This is a genomic window from Pseudomonas sp. AK106 (assembly GCF_053903055.1).
Genome location: NZ_CP096426.1, coordinates 2,917,922 through 2,937,292, shown reverse-complemented (window position 1 = coordinate 2,937,292; position 19,371 = coordinate 2,917,922). Strand labels below are relative to the sequence as shown.

Sequence of the window (19,371 nt, the reverse complement as noted above, 5' to 3'; positions counted from 1 at the left end):
AAACGCGCTGTTGCTTACGACGGTCTCCGTGGATCGGCGAGCTATTCGCCCTGCGCGGTTTCCGTCGGAGCCGGTGGTCAAGTTTGGGGCTCGAGTCTGCAGATGTTTCGCTTGAAGTGGTCTTTCCGCAGACCCTTCCGCTCCCGTAAGGTCATCCTGTATCAGTGAATATCGCCCACAAAAAGGGCATTTCCTCTCTCGTCCGCACCACCCTGAATCACCAAAATCCCCCGCCTGAAATCTCTTGAAAAAATCGTTGTAAGGCCGTGAGACAGGATGTTAATTTGCTAACATCCTGCTGCAAAATGACCGCCGGATAACATTATCCCGGTCCATGCAACCCGGCTCCATCAGCGGAATTCCCATGGAAAAGCGTCCCTTCCTCGATACCTTGGAACAGCGGTTCAGCGACCTGACGCCCACCGGCAAGCGCATCGCCGGCTACCTGTTGGCCAATCCGCAAAAGCTGCCGTTCGAGACCGCTGACAGCATCGCCCAGCAGACCGGCACCACCGGTATTTCGGTGGGGCGGTTCCTGCGCTCCCTGGGCTACCGCAACATTGACGACGTCAAACAGAGCCTGCGCGGCGACAGTGCCAGCCCGTGGGTGATCACTGATCGGCTCGGCGCGTTTCGTGAAGAAAACACCCAGGGTGATGCACTGGAACGTTCGATGAACCGTGAGCTGGAAGCGATCCAGCGGGTCTATGCCCTGGCCCGTGGCGAAACCTTCGCCCGCATCGTTGAACGGCTGCACAGCGCCGACGCGGTGTTCATCGTCGGCATTCAGACCACCCGCGGCATCCTCAACGCGTTTTTCAGTCACCTGGAGTACATCCGGCCCAAGGTGTATTACGTCGACGGTTTGTCCGGCACCTATGCCGAATCGCTGAATTCCCAATTCGAAAATCCCTACGCCGTGATCGCCGACTTCCGCACCTATTCCGCCGTCACCCGGACCTTCTGCGAGGTGGCCCATCAGCAGAACGTCGGGCTGGCCTTCATCACCGATTTTCACTGCCCGTGGGCGCGGGATTACCCGAGCGACCTGCTGCAGCTCGACGCCGACGTGGGGCAATTCTGGGATTCCCTGGCGCCGCTGACGTGCCTGTTCAATTTGATGGTGTCGGCGGTGGCCGAGCGCTATGGCGATCGCCTCGACCAGAGGCTGGCGAAGAATCGTGAGCTGCAACAACTGTTTGGCCAGTTTGAATAGCCAAAGCTTCCCGACTGAAGCCGGCTTCACAAGGGCAACAGCTTCCCGGCTGAAGCCGGTCCTACGGGAGGCAGCCGGGCCCGCTGCATGACTCGCTTTTAGTAGGACCGGCTTCAGCCGGGAAGCTCTACCCCCTCAATACATGATGAATGAAGAAGCTGATCTGGAGTGTCGTTACGTGAATAGCCCCCTCGTCGAAGTCGACGCCCACGCGCTGCAGGTCGAGGTCGACTTGATCTACGCCGGCGTCGACAACCTCGCCGGCAAGCAGATTTACCAGGACCCGCGCTGCCTGTTGCACCGCGACGCCGAGCGTTGTCTGCGCAAGGCCAGCACCCTGGCGCGCCAGGCCGGTTTGCGCCTGCGCCTCTTCGATGCTTATCGCCCGGCTTACGCGCAGTACCTGCTCTGGCAGGCGCTGCCCAATCCGGAATACGTCCGTGACCCTACGCTGGGTTCCCACCACACCCGTGGCGTGGCGGTGGACCTGACCCTGATCGACGCCAGCGGGCAGGCCCTCGACATGGGCACCGGTTTCGATGACATGCGCGAGCAGTCCCATCAGTTTTTCGCTGATCTGCCCGCCAACGTTCAGCGCAATCGTCTGCTCCTGCTGGGGATCATGCTGGCCGCAGGATTCACCTACATCGACAGCGAGTGGTGGCATTACGAACTGCCCGACGCCGAGGACTATCCGCTGATCGACGACGGCTCGATCCAGCCCGCTGACTGACCACGCAGCACGCAAAGCACGACAAGATATAAAACAAGACACACGAACACACGACCGGGACGACCACGAATCCCGGCTGAATCTGGCGCCACCCGACCTCGCAAGAGCAGGGCGTGCCATTTCCCAGGCCTGAGGCCTGTGAGCTTTAACTGCCCGGTATAGCTTCAATAACAACCCTGACGAACTTCCCTACATCGACGATCAAGGAACCGGCATGAAATCAATCTTCACCCCTCGCACCCTGGCGATGGCACTCCTTTGCACCGCCATGGGCCTCGGCGCCTGGCAGTCGGCCACCGCAGCCGTGCCCCAGGACACCCTGATGATCGGCAAACCGTCCGACCCGCAAACCCTCGACCCGGCCGTGACCATCGACAACAACGACTGGACCGTGACCTACCCGGCGTACCAGCGGCTGGTCACCTACAAGGTCGAAAACGGCAAGGGCAGCACCGAAGTGGCGGGGGAGCTGGCCAGCAGCTGGACCACCTCGGCGGACAACCTGACCTGGGAATTCAAGCTCAAGCCCGGCAACACATTCGATGACGGCGCCGAGGTCAACGCAGAAGCGGTGAAGTTCTCCTTCGACCGGGTGATGAAGCTCAAGCAAGGCCCGTCCGGTGCGTTTCCCGATGACATGGCGGTGTCGGTGGTTGATCCGCTGACCGTGCGCTTCACCCTGAAAGCACCGTACGCGCCGTTCCTCTCGACGCTGGCCCACAACGGCGCGGCGATCATCAACCCGGACGTGGCGAAGAAAGCCGAAGGCGCCGACGCCTACCTGTCGAACCACACCGCAGGTTCCGGTGCGTTCAAGCTGGTCAACTGGCAGAAAGGCCAGGCCCTGACCATGGAGCAGAACAGCTACTACGCCGGCCCCAAACCGACCCTGAAGAAAGTTGTGGTGAAGATCATCAGCGAGGCCTCGGTGCGTCGGCTGCAGCTGGAACACGGCGACCTGGACATCATCGAAGACATGCCCGAAGACCAGCTCGAAGCGCTGGCGAAGAAATCCGGCATTGTCGTCGGCGACTACCCGTCGCTGCGGGTGACGCTGCTGTACCTCAACACCCAGAAAGCGCCGATGAACAACCCCGATGCGCGGCGCGCGATTGTCGAATCCCTGGACTACGACGGCATCGTCAACGGCATCCTGAAAGGCAAGGCCAAGCCGCTCAATGGCCCGATTCCCCAGGGCATGTGGGCGTATGACGAGAAGCTGCCAGCGTTCAAGCAGGACATGGACAAGGCCAAGGCGGACCTGGCGAAAGTGTCACCCAAGGTCAGCAACCTGACATTCATGTACTCCGACAAAGACCCGAACTGGGAGCCCATCGGCCTGACCCTTCAAGCCGGCCTGCAACCCCTGGGCGTGAACCTCAAGCTGGAGAAGCTCGCCAACGCCAGCATGCGCGAGCGCCTGGGCACCGGGGACTTCGACATCGCCATCGGTTCGTGGAGCCCGGACTTCGCCGACCCCTACATGTTCATGAACTTCTTCTTCGACTCGAAGCTGAAAGGCCTGGCCGGCAACCGTTCGTTCTATGACAACCCGGCCGTGGACAAACTCATCCGCGAATCGGCGACCACCAACGACATGGCCAAGCGTACCGAGCTGTACCAGCAGGCGCAGAAGATCGTGCTCAACGACAGCGTCTACGCCTACCTCTACCAGAAGGCCTACACCTTGCCGATGAGCGAAAAGGTCAAGGGCTACGTGTTCAACCCGATGCTGGAACAGGTGTTCAACGTCGGCACGATCACCAAGTAAGCGCTGCATCCCGTCAATCGCTGTGACTCACAGGGCCCTGCAAGTGAGGCAGGGGCCTGTGAAGCAGCGCTGTGTCCGCGAGCTGTTTCGCGTTATTGATCCACTGCGTGACCGAGGTGCCCCATGGCCTTCCTGAATATGCTGCGCAAACGCCTGGGCGGCCTGCTGCTGGTGGTGTTGGGCGTTTCCCTGATTACCTTTTCCATCTCGCACCTGATTCCGGGCGACCCCGCGCGACTGATCGCTGGCGACCGCGCCACCGACGCCATCGTCGACAACATCCGCCACCAGTTGGGGCTGGACCTGCCGCTGTATCAACAATACGGCCGCTACATGCTCGACCTGCTGCACGGCGACCTGGGCACGTCGATTCGCACCCATCGCCCGGTGCTGGAAGACTTGCAGGCGTTTTTTCCGGCAACCCTGGAACTCGCGCTGGCGGCGCTGACCTTGTCGATTCTGGTGGGCGTGCCGTTGGGTGTGCTCTCGGCGGTGTACCACAACCGCTTTATCGATCAGGTCGCGCGCACCCTGGCGGTGACCGGGATTTCGACCCCGGCGTTCTGGCTCGGGCTGGGCCTGATCGTGCTGTTCTACGGCCACCTGAACTGGCTGCCCGGCAGCGGGCGTCTGGATGAAGGGCTGGACCCGCCCCGAACCGTCACCGGTTTTTACCTGATCGATTCGCTGCTGGCGGGCGACACCGGGCTGTTCTTCAACGCCCTGCAGCACCTGATTCTGCCGACCATCACCCTCGGCTTCGTCAACCTCGGCGTGGTGGCGCGGCAGATCCGTTCGGCGATGCTCGACCAGCTCGGCGAAGACTACATCCGTACCGCGCGTGCCTACGGCCTGTCGAAATGGGCGGTAATTCTGCGTCACGCCTTGCCCAACGCGCTGATTCCCTCGGTCACTGTACTGGGCCTGACCCTGGGCGATCTGCTCTACGGCGCGGTGCTCACCGAAACCGTGTTCGCCTGGCCGGGCATGGGCGCTTACGTGGTCAAGTCGATCCAGTCGCTGGATTTCCCGGCGGTGATGGGTTTCGCGATCATGGTTTCTTTCATTTATGTGCTGCTGAACATGGCGATCGATCTGCTGTACCGCCTGATCGATCCGCGCATTGGCGAGGTCAACTGATATGACTACCCCGATCACCGCGCCCGCCGTGGCGCCATTGCCGGCCGCGTCGCGCTGGCAGGACAAATGGGCGTATCTGGCCCACCAGATCCGCCGCAGTCCGCTGACTATGGCCGGGCTGCTGATCACCGTGATGGTGCTGTTGGTGATGGCCTTCGCGCCGTGGCTCGCGTCCCATGATCCCAATGCCCTGAACCTGACCCAGCGCCTGGCCGCGCCGTCCGCCGCCCACTGGTTCGGCACCGACGAAGTGGGCCGCGACCTGTTCAGCCGGGTGCTGTACGGCAGTCGGCAATCCGTCGGCGTTGGCCTGTTCGTGGCCTTCGCGTCGTGCTTTGCCGGCGGCTTGCTGGGTTGCATGTCCGGGATCATTGGCGGGCGCTTTGACGGCCTGATCATGCGCCTGATGGACATCATGCTCTCGGTGCCTTCGCTGGTGCTGATCATGGCCCTGGCCGCCGCGCTGGGCCCGAGCCTGTTTAATGCCATGCTGGCGATCACACTGGTGCGGATTCCGTTCTACGTGCGCCTGGCCCGGGGGCAGGCCCTGAGCATTCGGCAGATGGGCTACGTCAAAGCCGCCGAAACCTTCGGCGCCGGGCGCTGGCACATGGTCATCTGGCACGTGGCGCGCAACGCCATGCCGCCGTTGCTGGTGCAGCTGAGCCTGGACATCGGCAGCGCCATCCTCATGGCCTCGGCCCTGGGCTTCATCGGCCTCGGCGCGCAACAGCCGACGGCGGAGTGGGGCGCGATGGTCGCGACCGGGCGCAACTACATCCTCGATCAATGGTGGTACTCGACCTTTCCCGGCGTGGCGATTCTGATCACCGCCACCGGTTTCAACCTTTTGGGCGACGGCGTGCGTGACTTGCTCGACCCACGGCAGCAGGGGAAATGACCATGCAGGCTTCCGCTCAACAACCTCTGGCCGAGCAGGCCCCGGTGCTGGTCATCGACGACCTGCGCATCGAATTCCCGGCGTACAAGAGCACCGTCAAAGCGCTCAACGGCGTCTCGCTGCACGTCAATCCCGGTGAGATCGTCGGGGTCATTGGCGAGTCCGGCTCGGGCAAGTCGGTCACCGCGATGCTCAGCCTGCGTTTGCTGCCGGAGCGTTCTTACGACGTGAAAGGCGGCAGCCTGAGTATTCTCGGCCGCGACATGCTCACCGCCAAAGAGAAGGACCTGCTGAGTGTCCGTGGCCGCGACGCCGCGATGATCTTTCAGGAGCCCATGACCGCCCTCAATCCGACCCGCCGCATCGGCCAGCAGATGCTCGACGTGATCATCCATCACCAGCGCCTGAGCAAGGCCGACGCCAAGGCCAAAGCCATCGCGTTGCTGCGGGACATGCACATCGCCGACCCCGAGCAGGTGATGAACAGCTACCCCTTCGAGCTCTCCGGCGGCATGCGTCAGCGGGTGATGATCGCCCTGGCGTTTTCCTGCGACCCGCAATTGCTGATCGCCGACGAACCGACCACCGCGCTGGACGTCACGGTGCAGCGGCAAGTGCTGTTGCTGCTGCGGGAAAAGGCCCGGGCGCGGGGCACGGCGATTCTGCTGATCACCCACGACATGGCGCTGGTGTCGCAGTTCTGCGACCGGGTTTACGTGATGTACACCGGCGCGGTGGTGGAGCAGGGCGTCACCGCGCAGGTGATGGCCGACCCGCGACACCCGTACACCCAGGGCCTGTTCAGCGGGTTGCCGGAGCAGGTCGAGCCGGGCCAGGACCTGATGACCATTCCCGGGCAGGTGCCCAATCTGTCGGCGTTGCCGGAAGGCTGCACGTTCCTGGATCGCTGCGCCCATGCCACGGCCCAATGCCTGCAGCGCCCGCCAATGCAGACCATCGACGCCGCCGCAGACCGCAAGAGCGCCTGCTGGTTGAGCGCGCCTTCACACGCCACCCCACAGGAGTCGCGGCCATGAACCGTTCAGCGCTGCAGACCTTGCCCGGCGCAAGCCCGACCATCCTCGGCCTGCAAGACGTGCGCGTGCATTACCCGATGGGCAAGGACTGGCTTGGCCGACCCAAGGCCCAGGCCCATGCCCTGAACGGCATCGATCTGCAGGTCCGCTCCGGCGAGACTCTCGGTGTAGTGGGAGAGTCTGGCTGCGGCAAAAGCACCCTGGCGCAGTTGTTGATGGGCTTGATCAAGCCAACATCCGGGCGCCTCGACTGGATCTACAACAGCGACAAGGAGCGCAGCAGCAACGTGCAGATCGTGTTTCAGGACCCGCAGTCGTCCCTCGACCCCAGGATGCCGGTGTGGAAAGTGATCACCGAGCCGTTGTTCGTCCAGCGTTCGGCGCCGCGCCACGAGATGCGTGGCATTGCCGCGAAGGTGGCGGCTCAGGTGGGCATTCGCACGGAATACCTTGATCGCTTTCCCCACCAGTTTTCCGGAGGGCAGCGTCAGCGGATTGCGATTGCCCGCGCCTTGTCGTCGAACCCGGACATCATCGTGCTGGACGAGCCGACCTCGGCACTGGACATTTCGGTGCAGGCGCAGATTCTCAATCTGCTGGCCGAGCTGCAGCGCAGCCGCGACCTGACCTACATCCTGATCTCCCACAACGTCTCGGTGGTGCGGCACATGGCCGACCGGGTGGCGGTGATGTACCTGGGGCAGATTGTGGAGTTGGGGACGGCGGCGGAGGTGCTTGAGCGGCCGCGTCATCCGTATACGCAGCTGTTGCTGGAGGCAGTGCCGAGGCTGGGGGTGGCGGTGGACGATGGGCAAGTGTCGGCGCCGACCGAGCTGCCGGGCAATCGAACGTTGCCGACGGGGTGTTTTTTCCGGGATCGCTGCCCGAAAGCCACCCACGGCTGCGAAAAGCCCCAGGCGTTACTACCGGCAAAAGGCGGTGAGGCGTCCGTGCGCTGTCATCTCGAGTCGTAAGTGAGGAGGGAACTCGACTGGGGAGCGACTGACTGGGAAGGGGACTGATTTATTTACAGCGCTTCACCGTAAATTAATCTGTCTCCCGGTTAGCTTATTCCATCGGGGACAGATTGATTTATCAAAGGAGCGCGATAAATAAATCAGTCCCCTATAAACAAAAGAAGCGCGATAAATAAATCAGTCCCCTATAAACAAGTCCCCTATAAACACCGTCCCCTATAAACACCCTAAAGATCAATGGCTGTTCATCCACGGTCGGCCCGCTGGCTTGCCTTTCAGCAGTGGGGAGGGGATTTGGGGAGGGGACTGATTTATTTACAGCGCTTCACCGTAAATTAATCTGTCTCCCGGCTCGCTTATGCCATCGGGGACAGATTGATTTATCAAAGAAGCGCGATAAATAAATCAGTCCCCTATAAACACCCTAAAGATCAATGGCTGATCATCCACGGTCGGCCCGCTGGCTTGCCTTTCAGGGCGTGGGGATTGGCTTTGGTGGGTTCGAGCCGTTTCGTCGGGCCGCAGCAACTGCAGCCGCTGGGGTGCCCCCGGCTCTCTTTGTATTGGTCCATGGTTTTTGGCGCGTGGGCGCTTTGCTCGTTGCGGGCGATGGCGCTGCGGGTGTTGCCGGGCATCGTGCTCAGCCCCGGCGCGGAGAGAATCACCCGCAGGCTCGATGCGCCGCACGCCGGGCACTCGCACGGCAGCGCGCTCTCGGCCATGGGTCGCAGCGATGTGAAATCCCCGCATTCAGGGCAGTCGTATTCGTACATGGGCATGGCTCAAATCCTTTAGTCGGCGTGGGTTCTGCAGGCGCGAATTCCTTCGCGACTGCAGGTCAGGCGTCAGCCCAGCGTTACTTATCCTGCGCGATCGGCAAGTCCACGGTGCCGTCGATGAATTTTGTCGGGCCGTTGGCGTTGGGGTTGATGTCGAATTTGAAGATCTCGGTCGGCAGCCACAACGTCGCGCACGCGTTGGGGATGTCGACCACGCCGCTGATGTGACCCTGCACCGGTGCCGAGCCCAACAGCGAGTAACCCTGGGCCGGGGAGTAACCGAACTTGGTCATGTAGTTGATCGCGTTCAGGCACGCCTGGCGGTAGGCGACGTTGACGTCCAGGTAGTGCTGCTGGCCGGCTTCGTCGACCGAGATGCCTTCGAAGATCAGGTAGTTGTTGTAGTTCGGCACGATAGGACTTGGCTTGAAGACCGGGTTTTTGATCCCGTACTTGGCCATGCCGTCCTTGATCAGCTCGACGCGCATGTGCACCCAGCCGGCCATTTCGATGGCGCCGCAGAAGGTGATTTCGCCGTCGCCCTGGCTGAAGTGCAAGTCGCCCACGGACAAACCCGCGCCGTCCACGTAGACCGGGAAGAACACTTTCGAGCCTCGGGACAAATCCTTGATGTCGCAGTTGCCACCGTGCTCACGGGGCGGCACGGTGCGGGCGCCAGTGGCGGCGGCGAGGTCCCGGGCCGGGCCTTTGAGTTTGCCCAGGTGCGCCGTGCTGGCGCAGGGCGGACAGGCCAGTGCCGGGACGCGGTCAGGGTCGGTGTCGATCAGTTCCTGCTCACGTCGGTTCCACTCGGCGAGCATCTTGTGGTCCGGCAGGCAGCCGATCAGGCCGGGGTGAATCAAACCTGCGAACTCGACGCTGGGAATGTGCCGGGAGCTGGTCATCATGCCTTTGAAATCCCAGATGGATTTCTGCGCCAGGGGGAAATGCTCGGTGAGGAAGCCGCCGCCGTTCTGCTTGGAAAAAAAGCCGTTGAAGCCCCATTGCGAATCGGCTCGCGCGCCGATGTCCAGCAGCTCCACCACCAGCAGGTCGCCGGGCTGGGCGCCGTGCACACCCACCGGCCCGGAGAGGTAATGCACGGTGGTCAGGTCGACGTCGCGGACGTCGCTGGCATCGTCGTTGTTCTTGATCGCGCCAGCGGTCCAGTCGTAGGTTTCGAGGATGAAATCATCCCCCGGCTTGACCCAGCAAGCCATCGGGATGTCCGGGTGCCAGCGGTTGTGGATCTGCTCGTTTTCGGTGACAGGCTGGTTGAGGTCGACTTTGATCAAGGTATCGGTCATGGGGGGTTCTCCTTGGGTTTCGGGTCAATCAAATAGGGCGTGGAGGTCCACGCTGACGCCATCGCGAGCAAGCTCACTCCTACAAGAGCGCACCCCAACTGTAGGAGTGAGCTTGCTCGCGATTACGTCCGATCTGACGCTGCATATCTCCGGGCCTTGCTACACCGACAAATACCGACTGATCGTCGCTTCATCGACGTTGCCCCGGGTTTCTTCGATGACGAAGCGGCCTTTCTCGATCACCAGCAACCGGTCGGCGATTTCCAGGGTGAACGACAGCACCTGCTCGGAGACGATGATCGTCAGGTTGCGGAGGGTGCGGATCTCTTTGAGGGTGCGGGCGATGTCCTTGATGATCGACGGCTGGATGCCTTCGGTGGGCTCGTCGAGCAATAACACCTTGGGATTGGTCGCCAGGGCCCGGGCGATGGCCAGCTGCTGTTGCTGGCCGCCGGACAGGTTGCCGCCGCGTCGGCTGCGCATGTCGAACAGCACCGGGAACAGCGCGTACAGGTCTTCCGGCACCTGGCCGCCCGCTGAGGCGGGGAGGCCGGTCTGAATGTTTTCCAGCACGCTCATCGACGGAAAAATCATCCGGCCCTGGGGCACGTAGGCCATGCCCTCGGTGACACGGTTATGGGTTTCCATGGCGGACACGTCCACGCCGTCCAGCTGAACCTGGCCGCTCCATTGCGGCAGGATGCCCATCAGGCTTTTGAACAGGGTCGTCTTGCCCATGCCGTTGCGGCCCATCACCGCGACTATTTCCTGTTTCTGCACCGAGAGGCTCAGGTCGTGGAGGACCTGACTCTGGCCATAGCCACACGCCAGCTGCTGAATGTTGAACATGCTGCGCTCCTTAATGGCCCAGATAAACTTCGATGACTTTCGGGTTGTTCTGCACCGACTCCATGCTGCCTTCGGCCAGCACCTTGCCTTGATGCAGCACCGTGACCTTGTGCGCGATGCTCTTGACGAACTCCATGTCGTGCTCGATCACCAGCACCGAGCGGCCCTGGCTGATGCGATTCAACAGGTCGGCGGTTTGCGCCCGCTCGCTGACACTCATGCCCGCCACCGGCTCGTCGAGCATCAGCAGTTCCGGGTCCTGCATCAGCAACATGCCAATCTCCAGCCACTGCTTCTGGCCGTGGGATAACAGGCCCGCCTGCTGCTGCAGCCAGTCACCGAGGAAGATCTCGGCGGCCACTTGATTGACCCGGTCCAGCACCTCCTGAGTGCGCTTGAAAAACAGCGCGCCGAACACTGACCGGCCCGCCGGAAACGACATCTCCAGGTTCTCGAACACGCTCAGGTTGTCGTAGATCGACGGCGTCTGGAATTTGCGCCCGACCCCTGCGCGGACGATGTCGTACTCGTTCATTTTGGTCAGCTCGCGGTCCTTGAACTGGATGCTGCCGCCCGTGGCCCGGGTCTTGCCGCAGATCAGGTCGAGGACCGTGGTCTTACCCGCGCCGTTGGGGCCGATGACCACCCGCACTTCGTTGCGGTCGATGTACAGGTTGAGGTCGTCCACCGCCTTGAAGCCGTCGAACGAAACGGTCAGCCCTTCAATGGCCAGGACCGGTTTGTTCATCTGAAAGCCTGTGGCGCGGGTCATGGCTGAATCTCCATCGGGCTGGCAGCTTGCTTGTCAGCGGGGGCGGGGGTTGGCGTGATGACCGGGGCAGGGGAGGCAATCACCAGTGCCGGCTTGCGCGTCACGCCCGACAACCATTTGCGCCCGTGGCTTTCCCACAAACCGGCCAGGCCGTTGGGGAAATACATGACCACGGCGATGAACAGCCCGCCCATGAGGTACAGCCACAATTCGGGGAACGACTCGGAGAAGTAGGTCTTGCCGTAGTTGACCAGCAGCGAGCCGTACACCGCGCCCAGCAGCGACATGCGCCCGCCCACGGCGGCGAAAATCACCATCTCGATGGACGGCACGATGCCCACGAACGAGGGCGACATGAACCCCACCTGCAAGGCGAACATCGCCCCGCCGATGGCCGAGAAACACGCCGCGACGCAGTACACGAAAACCTTGAACGCCGCCACGTCGTAACCGGAAAACCGTACCCGCTCTTCCTTGTCGCGCATGGCCATCAGCAGCCGGCCCAGCTTGGAGGCGAGGATGAACTTGCCAAACAGGATGCAGGCGAACAGCAGCCCTGCATTGACGAAGTACAACAGCAGCCTGGCGCTGTCGCTGCGGATGTCCCAGCCCAGCAGTGTCTTGAGGTCTGTGATGCCGTTGATCCCGCCGGTCAAGCCTTGCTGGCCGATGATCAGCACCGTGAGGATCAACGCGATGGCCTGGGTGACGATGGAAAAATACACATCGCCCACCCGGCGTCTGAACAGCGCGACGCCAATGATCAAAGCCAGGAGCACCGGCAACACGATGATCGCGATCAAGGTGAACGTGAAGCTGTGAAACGGCGCCCACAGCCCGGGCAATTCGGTGATCTGGTTCCAGTCCATGAAGTCCGGAATCCCGGGCGTGGACTGGATCTTGGTGCTTTCCGGATCTGAGGCTTCGAGCTTGAGGAACATCGCCATGCAATACCCGCCCAGGCCGAAGAACACCCCTTGGCCCAGGCTGAGAATGCCGCCGTACCCCCAGCACAACACCAGGCCCACGGCGACGAACGCGTAGGTCAGGTATTTGCCGACCATGTTCAGGCGAAAGGCGTCCAGGGTCAGGGGGAAGACCACCAGAATCAGGGCCGCAAGGATCAGCAGGCCGATTACGCCCTGGCGTCCGCCGAGCATTTTGTTTAGCGCGTTCATGGGGCTACCTCTCTGGCGCACACTTATTTACGGACCTTGCTGGCAAACAACCCCTGGGGGCGCATCAACAGGATCAGGATCACGGCGGACAGGGTCAGGACTTTGGCCATCGAGCCACTCATGAAGAACTCCGACAGGGACTGGGTCTGGGCAATGGCGAACGCCGAGGCAATGGTGCCGAACAGGCTGGCCGCGCCGCCGAACACCACCACCAGAAAGGTGTCGACGATGTACAGGGAACCTGCGGTGGGGCCGGTGGAACCGATGGTGGTGAACGCTGCGCCCGCTACCCCGGCAACGCCGCAGCCCAGGGCGAAAGTCATGCGGTCAACCTTGCGGGTGTTGATGCCCACCGCCCGGCTCATGATCCGGTTCTGCACCGTGGCGCGGACGTGCAGCCCCCAGCGGGTGCGGTACAGCATCAGAAAAATCCCGCCCGTCATCAGCACGGTTAGGCCCATGACGAACAGGCCGTTGCGCGGGATCTCGATGGCGTCGGTGAGGTTGACCGCGCCCATCAGCCATTCGGGCGGGTTGGCGCTGACTTCACGGGCGCCGAAGATGGAGCGGAAGGCTTGCTGCATGACCAGGGACAGGCCCCAAGTCGCCAGCAGGGTGTCGAGCGGTCGATGGTAAAGGCGACTGATCATCACCCACTCCACCACCCAGCCCACGGCACCGGCCACCACGAACGACAACGCGATGGCAAAGAAGAAATAGTACGGCTGCATCCACGGGCACCAGGTCTGCACCAGGGTCGACAGCAGATAAGTCGTGTAGGCGCCGATGGTGAGGAATTCACCGTGGGCCATGTTGATCACGCCCATCTGACCAAAGATGATCGCCAGCCCCAGGGCCATCAACAACAGCACGCAGAACACGGAAAGCCCGTTGAACCCCTGCATGGCCGCGATGGCACCAAATTCCGATAGCCATTCCATGGTGGTCCCTCCTCGGGAAGCTGTGTGGGTTTAGGATTGGGGGTCGGGACCAGCTGTAAGCTGTAAGCTTCAAGCGGCAAGTAAAAGCGAGAGCAACTGCAACGCACACCGCTTCCACTTGCCGCTTGCAGCTAACCGCTTACAGCTACCGCGCAGCGGCCTACTGATAGCCCTTCGGAAACGGATTCGGCTCGATCAGCTCCGACTCGTAAACCACTTTGAACTGGCCGTCAGCCTGGACTTCACCGATGCGGGTCTTGCTCCACAGGTGATGGTTTTCGTGAATCTTCACGTAGCCTTCAGGCGCGGTGTTCAGCTCGATGCCGGGGGAGGCAGCCACCACTTTGTCGACGTCGAAGCTGCCGGCTTTCTCGACCGCCGCTTTCCATAACCACGGACCGAGGTAGGCGGCCTGGGTCACGTCGCCCATCACCGAATCCTTGCCGTACTTGGCCTTGAACGCCTCAACGAACGCCTTGTTGTTGGGGTTATCCAGGCTCTGGAAATACTTCATCGACGCGAAGAAGCCCTTCATGTTCTCGCCGCCAATGCCCAGCAGTTCGTCTTCGGTGACCGACAGGGTCAACAGCGTCTGCTTGGTGGAATCGACGCCTGCGGCTTTGAGCTGCTTGTAGAACGCCACGTTGGAGCCGCCCACGACCGCGGCGAAGACCACGTCGGGTTTCTTCAATTTGACTTTGTTGATCAGCGAGCCGAACTGGGTATTGCCCAGCGGGTAGTAGTCTTCGCCGACGACCGTGCCGTGGAGCACGTTTTCGATGTGCTTGCGGGCGATCTTCATTGAGGTGCGCGGCCAGATGTAATCCGAACCGATCAGGTAAAAAGTCTTGGCCCCTTTGGTCTTGGCGATCCAGTCCAGGCTGGCCAGGATCTGCTGGGTGGCTTCTTGCCCGGTGTAAATCACGTTTTTCGACTGTTCCAGCCCTTCGTAGAAGGTCGGGTAGTACAACAGGCCGTTTTCTTTCTCGAACACCGGCAACACCGCTTTACGCGACGCCGAGGTCCAGCAGCCGAACACCGTGGCCACCTTGTCGTTGACCAGCAGCTTGCGGGCTTTCTCGGCGAAGGTCGGCCAGTCGGACGCGCCGTCTTCCTGAACGATCTTGATCTGGCGACCGAGGATGCCGCCCGACGCGTTGATCTGGTCGATGGCCAGGCGTTCGGCCTGGATCGAACCGGTTTCGGAGATCGCCATGGTGCCGGTGGCCGAGTGCAGCTGGCCGACGGTCACTTCGGTCGGCGTGACCGCCAGACCGGTGCTGTTGGCGTCGTCGGCCAGGGTCATCTGGCTGAACACGCTGGCGGCGATCAGCGAAAGGGCGGCCGCCCCCAATGCGAGGCGTCGGGGGAAAAAGCGCGTGGGGCCTGTCAGTCGTGAATCCATGTTCCCGCTCCTGTGCTGGTGATTCGCGGCGCCGGGTGAGGGGCCTTCGCGAGCTGCGAGCAAGGATGAGGCGGGCGCGGGAATCGGGGTATACGCAGCGTGACGTATGCGCGTACGTCATTTGACGTAGGGGCGGGAACGCCGGACCGAGGCATAATTGCGCCCGCGGCACAGAAGTTGCTGTTTAAACACAGGTCTCAGTTTCGCGCCAGCAAGGACGGTGAGTGGCGAATTCGCTCTTTCTCATCAGGAACCACTCAGTGCGCCCCTCCGGCTCTCAACGCATCATCAAGGTGCGCCGCGATTACAATCGTCTGGTCGCCGACGAGACCATGGAAGACTACGCGTTGCGTTTCACGCCCAAGTCCTTTCGCAAATGGTCGGAATTCCGCATCGCCAACACCGCTGTCGGGGCCGTGTCGTTCCTGGCGCTGGAAGCCATCGGCGGCGCGCTGGTCATGAGCTACGGCTTCACCAACACCTTATGGGCCATCATCGCCATGACGGTGGTGATCTTCCTCACCGGGCTGCCCATCAGCTACTACGCCGCGCGCTATGGCGTGGACATGGACCTGCTGACGCGAGGCGCCGGCTTCGGCTACATCGGCTCGACCATCACCTCGTTGATCTACGCCAGTTTCACCTTCCTGTTTTTCGCCCTGGAAGCGGCGATCATGGCCCTGGCGCTGGAGCTGTACACCCACATTCCGCTGGCGCTGGCGTACGTGATCTGCTCAATCATCGTCATCCCGCTGGTGGCCTACGGCATCACCCTGATCAGCCGCCTGCAAATGTGGTCGCAACCCTTGTGGCTGACGTTGCTGATCGTGCCGTACGTGTTCGTGATCTGGAAAAACCCCGACGCGCTGGCCGACCTCACCACCTTTGCCGGCCGGGAGGGCGAGGGCGGCACGTTCAATCTGCTGCTGTTCGGCGCCGCGTTCAGCGTGGCGTTGTCCCTGGTGACCCAGATCGGCGAGCAGGTGGACTACCTGCGCTTTTTGCCGGAAAAAACCCGCCGCAACCGCAAGCGCTGGTGGGCCGCGCTGCTGATGGCCGGGCCCGGCTGGGTCATCCCCGGCGGCCTGAAAATCATGGCCGGCGCCTTTCTTGCCTTTCTCGCCCTGCAACACCAAGTGCCGATCGAACGCGCGGCCGAGCCGACGCAGATGTACCTGGTGGCGTTCAACTACGTGTTTGCCTCCCCGGAATGGGCGCTGGCGGCCATGGTGCTGTTCGTGATCATTTCCCAGATCAAGATCAACATGACCAACGCCTATGCCGGGTCTCTGGCCTGGTCAAACTTCTTCGCCCGGGTCACCCACAGCCATCCGGGCCGGGTGGTCTGGCTGGTGTTCAACGTCGCTATCGCCTTGATCCTCATGGAGCTGGGCGTGTTCGACGCCATCGAGGAAGTGCTCGGCCTGTATGCCAACGTCGCCATCGCCTGGATCGGCGCGCTGGTGGCCGATCTGGTGATCAACAAACCCCTCGGCCTCTCGCCCAAGCACATCGAATTCAAGCGCGCGCACCTGTACGACATCAACCCGGTGGGCGTCGGCGCGATGTTTATTGCGTCACTGCTGTCGATGTGCGCCCATTTCGGTGCGCTGGGGGAGGTGGCCCGGGCTGCGCCGCCGCTGATTTCCCTGACCAGCGCCCTGATCGCGGCGCCGTTGATCGCCTGGCTGACCCAAGGCCGTTACTACATCTCCCGGGACAGCGACCCCGGTTTGCTGTTCCCCCTCGGCCGCCAGACCAGCCTGCGCTGTGGCGTGTGCAGCAACCGTTTCGAAACCCCGGACATGGCCTGGTGCCCGGCCTACGGTTCGCCCATCTGCTCGTTGTGCTGTTCCCTGGACGCCCGCTGCGGCGATCAATGCAAAACCCGCTCGCGGCTGTCGACGCAGTTCGAGGACCTGATCGCCCGCCTGCTGCCCCGCTTGCCACGCCAATACCTGCACACCCGGCTGGCGCACTACCTGGGCCTGCTCACCGTGTTGGTGCTGACCCTGACCGGGGCGCTGACGATGATTTACAGCCAGGTCTCACACGGCTTGATCGATCAATCGCCGCAAGTGCATCACACCCTGATGCTGGCGTTTCTCAAGGCGTTCCTGACCTTTTGCGTGTTCGCCGGCGTACTGGCCTGGTGGGTGGTGCTGACCCGGGAGAGCCGGCGCGTGGCCCTGGAAGAATCCGAGCGGCAGACCGCGTTGCTGATGCAGGAAATCGAGGCGCACCACAAAACCGATCAGGCGTTGCAGGAAGCCAAGGAAGCCTCGGAGGCCGCCAACGCCGCCAAGAGCCGCTATGTCACCGGGCTTTCCCACGAACTGCGCACACCGCTCAACAGCATTCTGGGTTTCACCCAGATCCTGCAACGGGACAGCGCCACCCCGAGCAAACATCTGGATTCCCTGGCGACCATCATGCGCAGCAGTTCGCATTTGTTGTCGCTGATCGACGGCCTGCTGGACGTGGCCAAGATCGAAGCCGGCAAGCTGCGACTGGAGCCGACGGAAATCCTGTTCCAGGAGTTTCTCGACGACCTTGAGAAAATGTTCGCCAGCCCGGCCCGGGAAAAAGGCCTGCACTTTCGCCTGGAGCTGATCGGGCGCATGCCGGAAGTGGTGCGCGGTGACGAGAAGCGGGTGCGGCAGATTCTGATCAACCTGCTGGGCAACGCGATCAACTTCACTGACAGCGGGGAAGTCTGCCTGCGGGTCAGTTACCGGCGCGAGACCGCGACCTTCGACATCATCGACACCGGAATCGGCATCGCGCCGGATCAGATCGAACGGATTTTTCAGCCGTTCGAACGGGGCGGGCTGGTACGCCAGGACAACGGCGTGGGCCTGGGGCTGACCATCACGCGGATGCTCACGGCGCTGATGGGCGGCGCCTTGTTCGTCAGCAGTCAACCGGAGGAAGGCACGCGGTTTCAGGTGCGGCTGTTCCTGTCCGAAGTGCGGGTGCCCAAGGCGATCATCGACGTCAACCACGACGTCATCGGTTACGACGGTCCGCGCCGGCTGATTCTGGTGGTGGACGATCACATCGAGCACCGCAAGGTCATCAGCGGCATGCTCATGCCCCTGGGTTTTGAGGTGGCTCAGGCGGCCAACGGGCAAGAGGCGGTCAGGCAGGTGTCGCTGTTGCACCCGGACCTGATCCTGATGGACCTGTCCATGCCGGACATGGACGGTTGGGCGACCAGCCGTATGATCCGCCGCAACGCGCTGTCCCTGGCGCCGATCATCGTGCTGTCGGCCAATGCCAATGCCTTCGCCGATGACAAGGAACGCAGCCTGCAGGTGTGCAATGACTACCTGGCCAAACCCCTGCATTTGCCGCAACTGCTGGACCGGATTCAGCACCATCTGCAACTGACCTGGCAGCGGCGTTTGCGCAGCGCCCCGTTGCTCGTGCAAACGCCGGTGGTGTTGCCGTCGCGCGAAGATCTGGAAGAGCTGTATGAGCTGTGCGGCCTGGGCTATATCCGCGGCATCCAACAAAAACTCGACGCCATCGAGCGCGAGAACACCCACAGCACCGGCTTTGTCACCCGCCTGCGAACCCTGGCGTCAGGTTTTCGCTTGGATGAACTCAGTCTTCAATTGAAGGAGGCCCTTAATGGACGCCATGACCCGAGCCGCTGAAAACGGCGTCATCCTGATCGTCGATGACGTACCCGATAACCTGGCGCTGCTGTCCGATGCCCTGGACGAGGCGGGGTACATGGTGCTGGTGGCGCTGGACGGGCACAGCGCGTTGACTCGCATCCAGCGTCGGCGTCCGGACCTGATTCTGCTGGACGCGATGATGCCCGGCCTGAACGGCTTCGACACTTGCCGCCTGATCAAGGCGCAACCGGACACCGCCAACATCCCCGTGCTGTTCATGACCGCGCTGACCGACAGCGAGCACGTGGTCCAGGGTTTCGAGGCAGGCGCTATCGACTACGTCACCAAGCCGATCGAGTGCGCTGAAATGCTGGCCCGGGTCGCGTCGCATTTGCGCACCGCGCGCATCCTGCACACCGCCCGCACGGCGTCGCAGCCGGTGACGTTCGAAGACAAATCCGCCTACGGCAAACTGTCCCGTCGCTTCCAGCTCACCGACCGGGAAATCGAAGTGCTGCGCTGGGTGTCCTTCGGCAAAACCAACAAAGACATCGCCGACATCCTGCAACTGAGTCCGCGAACGGTGAACAAACACCTGGAACACATCTACATCAAACTGGGCGTCGAAACCCGCACCGCCGCCACCTCCGTGGCCATGGCGGCAATGACCGAGCGGGTGTGATCCCCGGGATACGAAGATCAAAAGCAGATCAAGAGCTTCCCGGCTGAAGCCGGTCCT

The 19,371-nt window shown here is 62.1% G+C and carries 16 protein-coding genes; 9 read left to right on the top strand and 7 right to left on the bottom strand.

The genetic code is table 11. The features are described 5' to 3' along the window. Nucleotides 1-364: 364 nt before the first annotated feature. The 7 genes from M1E04_RS13140 (at nt 365) to M1E04_RS13110 (ending at nt 7,772) form a co-directional block, all read left to right on the top strand. Complete coding sequence (locus M1E04_RS13140) at nt 365-1,216, top strand: MurR/RpiR family transcriptional regulator (protein ID WP_456291455.1); 852 nt, start codon at nt 365-367, stop codon at nt 1,214-1,216. Nucleotides 1,217-1,394: 178 nt separating this feature from the next. Then, a complete protein-coding gene (ddpX, locus tag M1E04_RS13135; RefSeq protein WP_244160409.1) occupies nt 1,395-1,949 on the top strand; it encodes a D-alanyl-D-alanine dipeptidase in 555 nt (184 codons plus the stop codon). Nucleotides 1,950-2,163: 214 nt separating this feature from the next. Then, complete coding sequence (locus M1E04_RS13130; RefSeq protein ID WP_456291454.1) at nt 2,164-3,720, top strand: ABC transporter substrate-binding protein; 1,557 nt, start codon at nt 2,164-2,166, stop codon at nt 3,718-3,720. Between the two features lie 123 nt (nt 3,721-3,843). Further along, nucleotides 3,844-4,860 carry an ABC transporter permease gene (locus M1E04_RS13125; protein ID WP_456291453.1) on the top strand — a complete coding sequence of 339 codons (1,017 nt, stop codon included), beginning with the start codon at nt 3,844-3,846 and terminating at the stop codon, nt 4,858-4,860. A 1-nt stretch (nt 4,861) separates the two neighbouring features. Next, on the top strand, nt 4,862-5,761 hold the full coding sequence (gene ddpC / locus M1E04_RS13120; protein WP_192172213.1) for a D,D-dipeptide ABC transporter permease: 900 nt from the start codon (nt 4,862-4,864) through the stop codon (nt 5,759-5,761). Beyond that, the gene (locus M1E04_RS13115; protein ID WP_456291452.1) at nt 5,758-6,798 is read left to right on the top strand and encodes an ABC transporter ATP-binding protein; all 1,041 of its coding nucleotides are present in this window, start codon (nt 5,758-5,760) and stop codon (nt 6,796-6,798) included. The genes ddpC and M1E04_RS13115 overlap by 4 nt, the downstream gene beginning before the upstream one ends. Next, complete coding sequence (locus M1E04_RS13110; protein WP_456291451.1) at nt 6,795-7,772, top strand: oligopeptide/dipeptide ABC transporter ATP-binding protein; 978 nt, start codon at nt 6,795-6,797, stop codon at nt 7,770-7,772. The genes M1E04_RS13115 and M1E04_RS13110 overlap by 4 nt, the downstream gene beginning before the upstream one ends. A gap of 434 nt (nt 7,773-8,206) precedes the next feature. Here M1E04_RS13110 and M1E04_RS13105 read toward each other — a convergent pair whose 3' ends face one another. The 7 genes from M1E04_RS13105 to urtA form a co-directional block, all read right to left on the bottom strand. Continuing rightward, the gene (locus M1E04_RS13105; protein ID WP_456291450.1) at nt 8,207-8,554 is read right to left on the bottom strand and encodes an FmdB family zinc ribbon protein; all 348 of its coding nucleotides are present in this window, start codon (nt 8,552-8,554) and stop codon (nt 8,207-8,209) included. A 77-nt stretch (nt 8,555-8,631) separates the two neighbouring features. Then, nucleotides 8,632-9,861 (bottom strand): formamidase, encoded by a 1,230-nt coding sequence (fmdA, locus tag M1E04_RS13100; RefSeq protein WP_456291449.1) that lies wholly within the window; start codon nt 9,859-9,861, stop codon nt 8,632-8,634. 159 nt (nt 9,862-10,020) lie between these two features. After that, nucleotides 10,021-10,710 carry an urea ABC transporter ATP-binding subunit UrtE gene (gene urtE, locus M1E04_RS13095; RefSeq protein ID WP_065991638.1) on the bottom strand — a complete coding sequence of 230 codons (690 nt, stop codon included), beginning with the start codon at nt 10,708-10,710 and terminating at the stop codon, nt 10,021-10,023. 10 nt (nt 10,711-10,720) lie between these two features. Next, the gene (gene urtD, locus M1E04_RS13090; RefSeq protein ID WP_192131495.1) at nt 10,721-11,482 is read right to left on the bottom strand and encodes an urea ABC transporter ATP-binding protein UrtD; all 762 of its coding nucleotides are present in this window, start codon (nt 11,480-11,482) and stop codon (nt 10,721-10,723) included. Beyond that, nucleotides 11,479-12,660: an urea ABC transporter permease subunit UrtC gene (urtC, locus tag M1E04_RS13085; RefSeq protein ID WP_065991640.1), complete on the bottom strand. Its 1,182-nt coding sequence runs from the start codon at nt 12,658-12,660 to the stop codon at nt 11,479-11,481. The genes urtD and urtC overlap by 4 nt, the downstream gene beginning before the upstream one ends. Nucleotides 12,661-12,683: 23 nt before the next feature. Further along, the gene (gene urtB, locus M1E04_RS13080; RefSeq protein WP_192131500.1) at nt 12,684-13,601 is read right to left on the bottom strand and encodes an urea ABC transporter permease subunit UrtB; all 918 of its coding nucleotides are present in this window, start codon (nt 13,599-13,601) and stop codon (nt 12,684-12,686) included. A 160-nt stretch (nt 13,602-13,761) separates the two neighbouring features. Then, the gene (gene urtA / locus M1E04_RS13075; RefSeq protein ID WP_456291448.1) at nt 13,762-15,006 is read right to left on the bottom strand and encodes an urea ABC transporter substrate-binding protein; all 1,245 of its coding nucleotides are present in this window, start codon (nt 15,004-15,006) and stop codon (nt 13,762-13,764) included. Nucleotides 15,007-15,266: 260 nt separating this feature from the next. Between urtA and M1E04_RS13070 the strand changes: the two genes are divergently transcribed. Next, entirely contained in the window at nt 15,267-18,668 is a 3,402-nt protein-coding gene (locus M1E04_RS13070; protein ID WP_456291447.1) for an ATP-binding protein, read from the top strand. Further along, nucleotides 18,643-19,314, top strand: a complete 672-nt coding sequence (locus M1E04_RS13065) for a response regulator (protein WP_456291446.1) — start codon at nt 18,643-18,645, stop codon at nt 19,312-19,314. The genes M1E04_RS13070 and M1E04_RS13065 overlap by 26 nt, the downstream gene beginning before the upstream one ends. The last annotated feature ends 57 nt before the right edge of the window (nt 19,315-19,371 follow it).